We start from the raw sequence: 12,605 nt of genomic DNA on the forward strand, positions 1-12,605 counted from the left end.
AGCTGTTGCCGGGGCAAGCAATTTGCCGGGTGATGTAAATCCGTCAAATCAATCCGCTATGGTCCCGTTCGACGGTGACCACGGATGACCGGCCTGGGCCGGTCCGCAGGAGGCAGACATGAACGAGATCAGCGTGAACCCGAGGGATGCGGAGGCAGCTCCTGCAGAGGTTCGGCCGGGGAAGCCGGTTTCGGATGCTGCCGAGGCGCTGGCCGATCATCCCAGCCGGTTCATCAATCGCGAGGTCTCCTGGCTCCAGTTCAATCGCCGGGTGCTGGAGGAGGCGGAAAACACCTCCCACCCGTTGCTCGAGCGGCTGCGCTTCCTGTCGATCTCGGCCAACAATCTCGACGAGTTCTTCATGGTGCGTGTCGCCGGCCTGCGCGCCCAGCAGCGCGAAGGCGTCTCGACCCGCTCCATCGACGGCCTGACGCCTTCAGAGCAGCTGGAGCGGGTGTCGGCCGCGGTCCTGTCGTTGCAGCACGAGCAGCAGAGCGTTTGGCGCGAAATGCGCAGGCTGCTGGCCGCCGACCGTATCGCCATCGTCGACGGGCCGGATCTCAGCCCGCAGGACCTTCAGTGGTTGGAGGATTATTTCCTCGCACACATCTTTCCGGTGTTGACGCCGCTGGCCATCGATCCGGCGCATCCCTTCCCCTTCATCGCCAATCTCGGCTTTTCGCTGGTGCTCGAACTCGCGCCGGAAAAGGGCGGGCGCGGCATGACGGCCCTGCTGCGCATTCCCGCCCAGCTCGACCGTTTCGTGCGCCTGCCGGCGAGCGAGACCGAGGAGGGCGAGCGCTATATCACCATCGAAAATGCGCTCGGCCTGTTCATCACCCGGCTTTTCCCCGGCTATCAGATCCGCGGCAAGGGCGCGTTCCGGGTGATCCGCGATTCCGATCTGGAAATCGAGGAAGAGGCGGAGGACCTGGTGCGCCTGTTCGAAAGCGCGCTGAAGCGTCGCCGCCGCGGTTCGGTCATCCGGCTGGAGATCGAGGAGACGACGCCGCAGTCGCTGCGCGATTTCGTTGCCGAGGCGCTCGGCGCTACCACGGACGAAGTGTTCCTGGTCGACGGTCTGCTGGCGCTGAACAACCTCTCGCAGCTCGTCTCCATCGACCGCGACGACCTGAAGTTCGAGCCGTTCGCCCCGCGCTTCCCCGAGCGCATTCGCGAGCATGGCGGAGATTGCTTCGCGGCGATCCAGCAGAAGGACATCATCGTCCACCACCCTTACGAATCCTTCGATGTGGTGGTGCAGTTCCTGCGTCAGGCGGCGCAGGATCCGGATGTGGTGGCGATCAAGCAGACGCTCTACCGGACCTCCAGCAACTCGCCCATCGTCAAGGCATTGGTCGAGGCGGCGGAGGCTGGCAAGTCGGTGACGGCGCTGGTCGAGCTGAAGGCACGCTTCGATGAGGAGGCCAATATCCGCTGGGCGCGCGATCTGGAGCGGGCCGGCGTGCAGGTGGTCTTCGGCTTCCTGGAGCTGAAGACCCACGCCAAGCTGTCGATGGTGGTTCGGCGCGAGCATGGCGAGTTGCGGACCTATTGCCACCTTGGCACCGGCAACTACCACCCGATCACCGCGCGTATCTACACGGACCTGTCCTATTTCACGGCCGACCCGCGCATCGGACGGGAGGTCGCCAAGATCTTCAACTTCATCACCGGCTATGCCGAGCCGGTCGAGCTGGAACACATGATGGTGTCGCCGGTAACGCTGCGCGACGGCATCACCCGGCTGATCGCGGCAGAGGCCGAACATGCGCGGGCGGGGCGCCCGGCGCAGATCTGGATGAAGATGAACTCGCTGGTCGATCCCGGCATTATCGACGCGCTGTACAAGGCAAGCCAGGCCGGCGTGCAGATCGACCTGGTGATCCGCGGCATCTGCTGCCTGCGGCCGGGCATTCCGGAGCTCTCGGAAAACATCCGGGCCAAGTCCATCGTCGGCCGCTTCCTGGAGCACAGCCGGATCTTCTGCTTCGGCAACGGTCACGGGCTTCCCTCGCCGAATGCGGTCGTCTATATCGGCTCCGCGGACCTGATGCCGCGCAACATCGACCGGCGGGTGGAGACGCTGACGCCGCTCATCACCCCGACGGTGCACGAACAGGTGCTCGATCAGATCATGGTCGCCAATCTGAAGGACAACCAGCAGAGCTGGCGACTGCTCCCTGATGGCGGTCACGAGCGCGTGCGCCTCGGCAGGGGCGAGAAGCCCTTCAACGCCCATCAGTACTTCATGACCAACCCGTCGCTCTCCGGCCGCGGCAAGTCGCTGCGCAGCCATAGTCCGAAACCGTTTGCGGAGCCGAGGAAGCGTGGCTGACAGCCCAAAGCATGAACTGGTCCGCGGCCGTCTCAACGGCAGCGGACCGATTGCCGTGATCGATATCGGATCGAACTCGATCCGCCTCGTCGTCTACGAAAGACACGCACGCACCCCGACGGTGCTGTTCAACGAAAAGGTGCTTGCCGGCCTCGGGCGCGGTGTCGGTGCGACAGGTCGTCTGTCGGACGAGGCGACGGACCAGGCACGCCGGGCATTGGTGCGGTTTCGCCGCCTGTGCGATCAGATCGGCGTTTCCGATCTGCACATCCTTGCCACCGCCGCGACCCGCGATGCCGCCAACGGCGAGCAATTCCTCATCTCCGTGGAGGAAATCTGCCGGACGCCGGTGCGGCTGCTGTCGGGCCGCGACGAGGCACGCCTTGCCGCCAATGGCGTCGTGTCCGGCATCTGGCGGCCGGACGGCATCGTCGGCGACCTCGGCGGCGGCAGTCTCGAGCTCGTCGAGATCAAGCATGACGAGATCGGCCGCGGCCAGACCCTGCCGCTTGGCGGCATCCGCCTGCAGGAAGATGCGGATGGGAAGATTGCCAAGGCGCAGAAGATCGCGGAGCAGGCCCTCGGGGATGTCGAGTGGCTGCCCATCGGCGCCGGTAAACCCTTCTATGCGGTCGGCGGCACGTGGCGCTCGCTGGCCCGGCTGCATCTGCACCAGGATGGCTATCCGCTGCATGTGATGCACGACTATGCCATCCCGGCAGAGGAAGCGATCGAGTTCTGCCAGCTGGTTGCCCGGCGCGATCCGGAAAGCCTCGACATGATCGAGGTCGTATCGCGTGCCCGTCGTCCGCTGCTGCCGTTCGGTGCGGCGGTGATGGAGAAGGTGTTGCGGCGCTCCAAGGCGTCCAAGGTGGTCATGTCCGCGCTCGGCCTTCGAGAAGGGCTGCTGTTCGATCTGCTTCCGGACGATCTGCGCCGGCAGGACCCCTTGGTGGAGGCGGCGCGGGAACTGTCGCAGCTGCGCTCTCGCTCGCCCGCCTATGGCGAGGAACTGGTCGAGTGGACCGACCGCCTGTTTCCGGCCGTGGGCATCGACGAGACCGAGTACGAGGTGCGGCTGCGGGCGGCCGGCTGCCTGCTGTCGGATATCGGCTGGCGCGCTCATCCCGACTATCGCGGCGAGCAGAGCCTCAACATCATTTCCAACGCCGGCTTCGTGGGCATCGACCATGCGGGCCGCGCCTATCTCGCCCTGTCCGTCTTTTACCGCCATCAGGGGCTGGTGGAGGACGCGCTCGGGCCGCGCATTCGCGAGCTTGCCCATACACGCCTGAAGGATCGGGCCCGCATTCTGGGTGGCGCGCTCCGGGTGGCATCGGTGCTCAGCGCTTCCGTCGCCGGCATCCTGCCTCAGGTTCCGGTTTCCGTGGACAATGGCGAGGTTGTGCTGACGCTGCGCGGCGAGCTTGTCGCGCTGGAAGGGGAGCGGCTGAACAAGCGGCTCACCCAGTTCGCCCGCCTGCTGGGCCTGAAGGCACGGGTCGTGATCGAACCCTGACGGCCTCTTGCCGCCATTCGTTACCGAGCGATAGATAAGCAAACGGGCAGGGAAAACCTGCCCGTTTGCTTATCCGTGATCGTCGGTGCGGCTGCCGGCTTACTCTGCGGCATCCGCGTCCGCGTCTGCATCGGCTTCCGACTTCTGCCGGTTGCGGCGGCGCTTGGAAGGCTCGGGCTTGGGGGCCAGAATCGGCTCGCTCTGCTCCACTGAGACGATCCGCTTGCCGTTGAAGGCGAGGGCGATCTCGCCACGCTTCAGCTTCAAGGCCGCCTCGCCGAACAGCTCCATCCGCCAGCCCTTCAGCGCGTCGACATCGGCATCGTCGCTGGCTGCGATCTTCTCGAGATCCTCCATGGTCGCAATGACCTTGGCGGCAACGCCGTTGGCTTCGCTGACCAGCTTGAGCAGGACCTTCAGAAGGTCGACGGCCGCCGCGGACCCATCCGGCGCGGCGCGGCCCTTGGGCACCGAGGGAAGCTTGTCCTTGGGGATCGCCATCGCCCGCTTGACCGCGCCCAGGATCTCCTCGGCGGTACGCGAGCGCTCGAAGCCGCGCGGAATGGTGCGCAGGGCGGCGAGCGCTTGAGTGTTGGTCGGTTGCTGGGCGGCGATCTCGTAGATCGCGTCGTCCTTGAGGATGCGGTTGCGCGGAACGTCGCGCTCGTGCGCCTCGCGCTCGCGCCAGGCGGCGACCTCCTGCAGCACCGCGAACTCGATGGGCTTGCGCACCCGCAGCTTCAGCCGCTTCCACGCATTTTCCGGATCGGTGCGATAGGTGCTCTCGGAGGTAAGAATCTCCATCTCGTCGCCGACCCAGTGGCTGCGCCCCTGTTCGGCGAGGTTCGCCTTCAGGAAATGGTAGACGTCACGCAGGTGCGTCACATCGGCCAGCGCATAGTCGAGCTGCTTGTCGCTCAGCGGCCGGCGGGACCAGTCGGTGAAGCGAGACGACTTGTCGATCCGCACAGCAGTGATGCGATGGACCAACTGGTCGTAAGAAATCGAATCGCCGAAGCCGCAGACCATTGCCGCGACCTGGGTGTCGAACACCGGGTGCGGGATGAACCCGCCGAGGTGATAGACGATCTCGATGTCCTGCCTTGCGGCATGGAACACCTTCACGACGCTCTCGTCGCGCATCAACTCGAAAAATGGCGCGAGGTCGAGCCCGTCTGCCAGCGCATCGACGATAACAGCGTCCTCGACGCTCGCCATCTGGATGACGCAGAGCTTCGGCCAGAAGGTCGTTTCGCGCAGGAACTCTGTGTCGACAGCGACGAAATCGTGTTGCGCGAGGCGCCGACACACGTCGGCCAGTTCTTTGGTGCTTGAAATGATGTGCATAGTAATCGCGAGATATAGCGGATGCTTGCCCGCTTGTCGCCACGAAACCGCCTTGTTATCGCCTGTCCGTTCGATTGGCGAACAGGGGGCGCAAGCCGGCCCGCCGCCTTGACTTTGTCGTCATCCCATGGCTTTTGCACGGGCGCGCAATCGCGCCGGCCGGCACCGGCTTCGCCTTGTGTGCCGCCACTTTTTTCAAACTTCGGGCCATCGAGGACCACATGCATCGCTATCGCAGTCACACGTGCGGGGAACTGCGCGAAACCCATGTCGGCGCCACGGCGCGCCTGTCGGGCTGGGTGCACCGCGTGCGCGATCACGGCGGTCTGCTCTTCATCGACCTGCGCGACAACTACGGCATGACCCAGTGCGTGGTCGATCCCGATTCGCCCGCCTTCAAGCTCGCAGAGACCGTTCGCGCCGAATGGTGCATCCGCATCGACGGCAACGTGAAGATGCGCACGCCCGAGACGGTCAACGAGACGCTGCCGACTGGCGCGATCGAGATCTTCATCCGCGATCTGGAAGTCCTTGGCGCGGCGCGTGAGCTGCCGCTGCCGGTCTTCAACGAGCCGGACTATCCCGAAGATATCCGCCTGACCTACCGCTTCCTCGACCTGCGCCGCGAGACGCTGCACGAGAACATCATGACGCGCACGCGCATCATCGGTTCGATGCGCCAGCGCATGGGGTCGGCGGGCTTCACCGAGTTCCAGACACCGATCCTGACGGCCTCCTCGCCGGAAGGCGCGCGCGACTTCCTGGTGCCCTCGCGGCTGCATCCGGGCAAGTTCTACGCGCTGCCGCAGGCCCCGCAGCAGTTCAAGCAGCTGTTGATGGTCTCCGGCTTCGACCGCTATTTCCAGATCGCGCCGTGCTTCCGCGACGAGGACCCGCGCGCCGATCGCCTGCCGGGCGAGTTCTATCAGCTCGACGTGGAAATGAGCTTCGTCGAGCAGGAGGACGTGTTCTCCACGATGGAGCCGATCATGCGCGGCATCTTCGAGGAGTTCGCGAAGGGCAAGCCGGTCACCGGCACCTTCCCGCGCATTCCGTATGCGGAGGCGATCGCCAAGTACGGTTCGGACAAGCCGGACCTGCGCAACCCGATCGAGATGCAGGATGTCGGCACGCACTTCGCCGGCTCGGGCTTCAAGATCTTTGCGCGCCTGCTAGAAGACCCGAAGAACGCCGTGTGGGCGATCCCGGCTCCGACCGGCGGCAGCCGTGCCTTCTGCGACCGGATGAACTCCTGGGCGCAGGGCGAGGGGCAGCCGGGCCTCGGCTACATCTTCTGGCGCGAAGAGGGCGGGGCCCTGGAGGGCGCCGGCCCGCTCGCCAAGAACATCGGCGAGGAGCGCACCGAGGCGATCCGCACGCAGCTCGGCCTGAAGGCGGGCGATGCCGCGTTCTTCGTGGCGGGTGATCCGAAGAAGTTCTCCGACTTCGCCGGCAAGGCGCGTACCCGCGTCGGCGAGGAGCTCGACCTCGTCGACCGCGACCGCTTCGCGCTGGCCTGGATCGTCGACTTCCCGTTCTTCGAGTGGGACGAGGAAGAGAAGAAGGTCGAGTTCGCGCACAACCCGTTCTCCATGCCGCAGGGCGGCCTGGACGCGCTGGAGAACATGGCCCCGCTGGATATCAAGGCGTTCCAGTACGACCTCGTCTGCAACGGCTACGAGATCGCCTCCGGCTCGATCCGTAACCAGTCGCCCGAGCTGATGGTCAAGGCGTTCGAGAAGGTCGGCCTGTCGAAGAGCGACGTGGAGGAGCGCTTCGGCGGCCTCTACCGCGCGTTCCAGTACGGCGCGCCGCCGCATGGCGGCATGGCCGCCGGCGTCGACCGCATCGTCATGCTGCTGGTCGGGGCGAAGAACGTGCGCGACGTCAGCCTGTTCCCGATGAACCAGCAGGCGCAGGACCTGCTGATGGGAGCACCGTCCGACGTGTATCCGAAGCAGTTGCGCGAGCTGCACATCCGGCTCAACCTGCCCGAAAAGGGCTGATCCGCGGGCTCGCGCCGCGGTGGAGTGACATCTCTTGCGCAAGCGTCTGGAAGCCTGGCTCTTTGCCGATGCCGACGGGGCGCCTGCGCTCATTCGCCGGCTGGTCAGCGAGAATGCGCGGGCCTTTGTGCTGCCTTACGCGCTGGCCTTCCTGTGCATGGGCCTTGTCGCCGCCACGACGGCTGCAAGCGCCTGGATCCTCAAGGATATCATCAACGAGATCTTCGTAGCGCGTGACGGGGCGATGGTGATCGCCATCGCCGCCTTCGTGTTCGTGGTGTTCCTGATCAAGGGAGCGGCCGCCTACGGTCAGCTCGTCATTCTGGGGCGCATCGGCAACGCCATCGTTGCGTCGATCCAGAAGCGGCTGTTCAACGCCATCACGCGACAGGACGTCGCCTTCTTCGAAAGCTCGGGCATCGGTGACCTGGGCACGCGCCTGTCGCACAACGCGAATGCCGCGCGTGCTGCCCTCGATCTCGTCGTCACGGCGCTTGGCCGCGACCTGCTCTCGGTGATCGCGCTCGTGGGCGTCATGGTGGTGCAGGATCCGTTGATGAGCCTCATCGCCCTGTTCATCGCGCCGCCAGCGATATTCGTGGTGAGCAAGCTTGTGCGCCGCGTCCGGCGCGTGGCGAAGTCCCAGTTCGTTTCGCTCTCGCGCATCCTGTCGATCTCCCAGGAGACGATTTCCGGCATCCGCATCGTCAAGGCCTTCGCGGTCGAGGAGCGACTGCGCGACGAGATGGGCCGGGCGGTGGTCGATGTCGAGCTGCAGGCGAACAAGATCACCCGCCTTTCGGCCCGCACCTCACCGGTGATGGAGACGCTCGGCGGCATCGCCATCGCCCTGGTGATCCTCTATGGCGGTTACTCCGTCATCGAGCTCGGCAGCGATCCGGGGTCCTTCGTGTCCTTCATCGCGGCGCTGCTGCTGGCCTATGATCCGGCGCGGCGGCTTGCACGTCTCAACGTCAATCTTTCCGCCCATCTGGTCGGTGTGCGGCTGATGTACGAGGTGCTCGACCGCGACTCCGGCGAGCACGATCTCGTTCCCGGCGCGCCCTTGCCGCTGAGCGCGGGCCGCGTCACCCTCGAGGATGTCGTGTTCCGCTATGGCGAGGCTCCGGCGCTCGACCATCTTTCACTCGACGCCCGCCCCGGCGAGGTGACGGCGCTTGTCGGCCCCTCGGGCGCGGGAAAGTCCACCGTCTTCTCGCTGCTCGAGCGCTTCTATGACCCGGATGCCGGGCGGGTGCTGATCGACGGTACGGACATCCGTGAGGTGGGTCTTGCCGCCTTGCGGGCGAAGATCGCGCTGGTCTCCCAGGACACGTTCCTGTTCGATCTCAGCGTGCGCGACAACATCTTGCTCGGGCGCCCCGGCGCGAGCGAAGAGGCCGTTCGTCAGGCAGCGCGCGAGGCCAATGCGGAGGAGTTCATCCTCGCCCTGGACCAGGGCTACGACACGAGGGTGGGCGAGGGCGGCGGCCGGCTGTCCGGCGGCCAGCGCCAGCGCGTGGCAATCGCCCGTGCCATTCTGCGCGACGCGCCGATCCTGTTGCTCGACGAGGCGACCTCCGCGCTCGATTCCGAGAGCGAGGCCAAGATCCAGGAAGCCCTGTCGCGGCTGATGAAGGGCCGCACCACGCTCGTCATCGCCCATCGCCTTGCAACCGTGCGTGAGGCGAACCAGATCGTCGTGATGGATCGCGGCCGCGCCATCGAGAGCGGCACCCACCGGGAGCTCTTCGCCCGCGGGGGGCTCTACAAGCGGCTTTGCGACCTGCAGTTCTCCGAGGGCGGGTCGAGCGACTGATCCCTTTCCTTGGACGCCTCCGAGGGCTTAGCGATCTCCTTTCACTGGACATGAAAAACCCCGCCGCAGGGCCCTGCGGCGGGGGTTCTTTTTGCGGCCGGGTCGATCCGGTCAGCGACCGGGGTTCGCTGCCACGGTTGCGTTGAGCAGTTGCGGCAGGGTGTCCGGCGCGGTGGCCAGAACGCCCATGATCTGCATCGCGGGGACCGGCGTCTCGGGCTCGATGGTGATCACCAGCTCATCCGGCGACACCAGGAAGCTCTTCAGCGCGCCATGCAGGCTCTGGCCGAAGGGCGTGTCCTTGAGCGGGCCGAGTTCGTTCGCCGCCTGGTCGGCAAGGCCGAGTGCCAGCGTTTCCGGAGACAGGCCGGCGGGCTTCGCCTGCTGGTTGATGAAAGCGGAGATGAGGCGGGCATCGCGCACCGTCAGGCTCGCCTTGTTCACCGTGGCGGTGGCCAAGACCATCTGCGCCTGCTCGGGGTTCTCGAACACCACGCGCGGCACGCCGCCGATCTCCAGTCTCAGGTCCATGGATCCGCCGCCCTCGATGGTGAAGGCAAGGGGATCGATGCTGAGCGTCTGGGTGTCGGCATCCCAGCTCATCCGTGTCTCGTCCGAATATTTGACGACATCGAGACCCAGCTCCTCAAACAGGGCGCGTGCATCATCTTCCTCGATCAGCGAGATGGGGAAGGACGCGTTCTTCGTCACGGCCTCGATCCGGGTCGGGATCGGGTTGATGAAGTCGCTCATGGTGAGGCGATAGCTGTCGATGGAGACGGGAGCGGGCAGGTCGTCGGACGCGACCTTGATCCCTTCCAACTCCAGCAGTCCGAGCGTGGGAACCACCGACAGGATTGCCGGAAGCGACGGATCGCCGTTGCTTGAGGCGACGAAGAAGTCGAGGTAGCGCGACAGCGAGGCCAACCGCAGCTCGCTCATGCGGAACAGCTTCGCGTCAACGGCCGTGTTGTTCTCCTCCGCCGTGATCGACAGGTCGCTCATGGAGAAGTCGCTGAAGCCGCGGTAGGAGGCGTCCTTGGCCTGGATGTTGCCGATGGCGCCGTTGATGACCGGCGAGGTGATGGCCAGTGCGGAAAGGTCGAAGCTGTCAAGCGAGATGGCTCCCAGCGCATCGGCCGCCTGACCTCCCAAGTCAGTCAGGGAGGCCTCGTCCTCCGGCAGCTTGCCGAGGACTGCCAGGTCGCCGATGGAGGCGACGTCGAAGGCCGGGGCCTGCGGATCGGCGCGCAGGCCCGTCATCGTCAGGCTGTTGATGGCCGCGGACCCTTCGGCGAACGAGAAGTTCATGCCGTCGACGGAGGCGCTGGCGATGATCTCGTCGCCGGTCAGCCGGTCGGCAGGAAGCACGCCGAACACACGTAGGAGCGGCTTGACGTCGGTGCCGGTGACAACCTGCGGGCCGGTCTCCTCGCGCATTGCGATCGTTTCGGCCGTTGCGTCGGGCTCCGTCTTGATGGTGGTCTCCGAGACGGTCTTTTCGATCCGCTGTTCCTCGATCCGACCATTGGCGAAGCCGGTGATGGTCATTCCCTCGTAGGACTGCTTGCCCGACGTGCCGTCGGGCATCTTCGAGGTCGATTCCATGCGGCGGACCGACATCTTGCCAAGCTTGGTGTCGAGGCCTGCGACAATGGCGGGCAGGAAGCGGGAAACCGGACGTTCGGGATCCTCCGGCGCAACGAACGGCACCTGCAGATAGTCCTCCGCGACGAGGTCGTACTGAACGACGGTGATGTCGAAGGCGTTGCGGGTGCCGTCCTCGGTCACGCCGCCGGAAAACGCGAACTCGTGTGCTCCGGGCTGTTCGTAGCGCTCGAGATGGTAGCCCTTGTCGGTCTTGGTGACGCCGATCAGGCGGGTCTCGGGGCTGTTGATGCGGATGTCGAGATCGACGTCAGCGCCGGCGAAGCTGAAGGCAAGGTCCCAGCCGAACTTGGCGTCGCGCACGATGGCATCGCCGGTGCCGGTCTCGGTGACGCTGCCGTATTCGGCGATGGTTGCGCCGTGGTCCTTCGCCCACTTGAGGAAGGCATCGGCGGCATCAAGCGCGGGGTTCGCGGTTGCTGGATTGGCAAGGGCGAGTGTGACGAGGAGGGCGCCTGCCGTGGTGGTATATCGGGAGCTTCTGGGCATCATCCGTTGTCCGTAATCGTGTATGGAAATCGGGCACGCATCGAGGCGCGGGCGTTCGTGCCGAAACGGGCGCAGCCGCGCTGCGCCGTTCCGACGGTTCGTCGATGTCGTGGGCGGTGCCCCCCGGGCCGCCCGACGTCGAGATCAGTCCTGATTGGCCGTGACCGTCACGCCGAGGATCGTCGGCAAGGTCTGCGGGGCCATCATCGCGGTCCCCAGCAACTGGGCAAAGGGAACCGGTGCAGCCGGAGCCGCGGTCGCAGAGATCGACTGCGGATCGTTCAGGAAGGTGGTGGCCGCTCCCGAGACGCTCTTCTGGAAGTCGGGGTTGCCGATTGCGGAAAGCAGCATCGGCAGCGCGGCGCTCAGCTGGCCGACGAACTGCTCGCGGGTGGCCCCGGACTCCTTGGCCTGCGCATCGAGCAGGCGGTCGACCAGCGATTCGTTGTCGAGCCGCAGGCTCAGACCGACCATCTGCAGGCCCTGCATGATGCCCATCGCTTCTTCCGGCTTGCCCTGCGCGGCCTCGAGCTTGGCGAAGACCTCCCGGGTCATGCCGTTGAGCTTCAGCGAGGCGTTCAGCGTCGCGGCTTCGTTGGCGGAAATCGTCAGGTCGGAGATGTCCAACGCGCCGGTGTCCGGATCCCAATCCGCTTCGAGCGACAGGCCGAGCACGACCTTTTCGTAGCCCAGATCGGTCAAGGTCTTGCGCTCGTCCGCATCGAGGCTCTCGGCCGAAATCTCGACGCCCTCGACGGTGAGCGAGCCGGCGGTCGGCAACTCGCCGTCCATTTCCTCGATCTCGGCGACCACGCTGGCGACCGGGATCTTGCCCTCGTCTCCGCTGTCGATGACGATGCCGGTGATCTCGGCGCGCGAGTAGGACGGCGCCACCGCGTCGGTACTGGCCTTTGCCTTCACCGTGGCCGCGGAGGGCAGGACCGGATCGTCGATATCGATCAGGGCGACAGTGATGCTGACGTCCTCACCGTTTTCCCGATTCTTGATGGCCACGCCGTTCATCGACATGTTGCTGGCGGTCAGCCCGCCGTCGGAGGCGACTTCGCCTTCCTCGAAAGACATCGTGGCAATGGTCATTTCGGTCTTGCGATCGCTGTCGTCGATGGCAGCGCGCAGGCCGGTGATCGTTACCGTGTCGCCGTTCTCCTCGACGCTGTCGTAGCCGGTCACGGTCGCCTTGCCGGCCTCGAAGATCTCGAAGAACGTGTCCGCCACCTCGTTGCCGGATGCGTCGAACGCAAGCGCCGGTGTGGCAATCAGGAGCGGGCAGGCGAGCGCGATGGCGCGTGCACGGCGAAGGGCAAGATTAGTCATTCAGACGTCTCCGACTGTTGTTTGGGTGTCCGCTCCCTGCCTGCGGACCGCTACGATGCTCCAAATGCGGCGCGAGAACAAGGC

At 65.5% G+C, this 12,605-nt stretch carries 7 protein-coding genes; 4 read left to right on the forward strand and 3 right to left on the reverse strand.

Translation table 11 applies throughout. From position 1 onward, the window contains the following. Positions 1-118 precede the first annotated feature (118 nt). Positions 119-2,338, forward strand: a complete 2,220-nt coding sequence (locus ACVJ6E_RS07990; RefSeq protein WP_120267792.1) for an RNA degradosome polyphosphate kinase — start codon at positions 119-121, stop codon at positions 2,336-2,338. Beyond that, positions 2,331-3,857, forward strand: a complete 1,527-nt coding sequence (gene ppx, locus ACVJ6E_RS07995) for an exopolyphosphatase (protein ID WP_120267793.1) — start codon at positions 2,331-2,333, stop codon at positions 3,855-3,857. The genes ACVJ6E_RS07990 and ppx overlap by 8 nt, the downstream gene beginning before the upstream one ends. 99 nt (positions 3,858-3,956) lie before the next feature. Here the strand turns inward: ppx and rnd are convergent, their stop codons facing one another. Next, positions 3,957-5,204 (reverse strand): ribonuclease D, encoded by a 1,248-nt coding sequence (rnd, locus tag ACVJ6E_RS08000; RefSeq protein WP_120267794.1) that lies wholly within the window; start codon positions 5,202-5,204, stop codon positions 3,957-3,959. A gap of 221 nt (positions 5,205-5,425) precedes the next feature. Here rnd and aspS point away from each other — a divergent pair, with 221 nt between their 5' ends. Beyond that, entirely contained in the window at positions 5,426-7,210 is a 1,785-nt protein-coding gene (gene aspS, locus ACVJ6E_RS08005) for an aspartate--tRNA ligase (RefSeq protein ID WP_120268350.1), read from the forward strand. 34 nt (positions 7,211-7,244) lie between these two features. Next, a complete protein-coding gene (locus ACVJ6E_RS08010) occupies positions 7,245-9,029 on the forward strand; it encodes an ABC transporter ATP-binding protein (RefSeq protein ID WP_120267795.1) in 1,785 nt (594 codons plus the stop codon). A 111-nt stretch (positions 9,030-9,140) separates the two neighbouring features. On the opposite strand, the gene ACVJ6E_RS08015 is transcribed toward ACVJ6E_RS08010, so the two are convergent. After that, complete coding sequence (locus ACVJ6E_RS08015; RefSeq protein WP_147421823.1) at positions 9,141-11,186, reverse strand: aq_1923 C-terminal domain; 2,046 nt, start codon at positions 11,184-11,186, stop codon at positions 9,141-9,143. 144 nt (positions 11,187-11,330) lie between these two features. Further along, positions 11,331-12,521, reverse strand: coding sequence for an aq_1923 C-terminal domain (locus ACVJ6E_RS08020; protein ID WP_120267797.1), 1,191 nt, complete (start codon positions 12,519-12,521; stop codon positions 11,331-11,333). Positions 12,522-12,605 lie beyond the last annotated feature (84 nt).

Source organism: Stappia sp. G46H5W, from assembly GCF_058448995.1.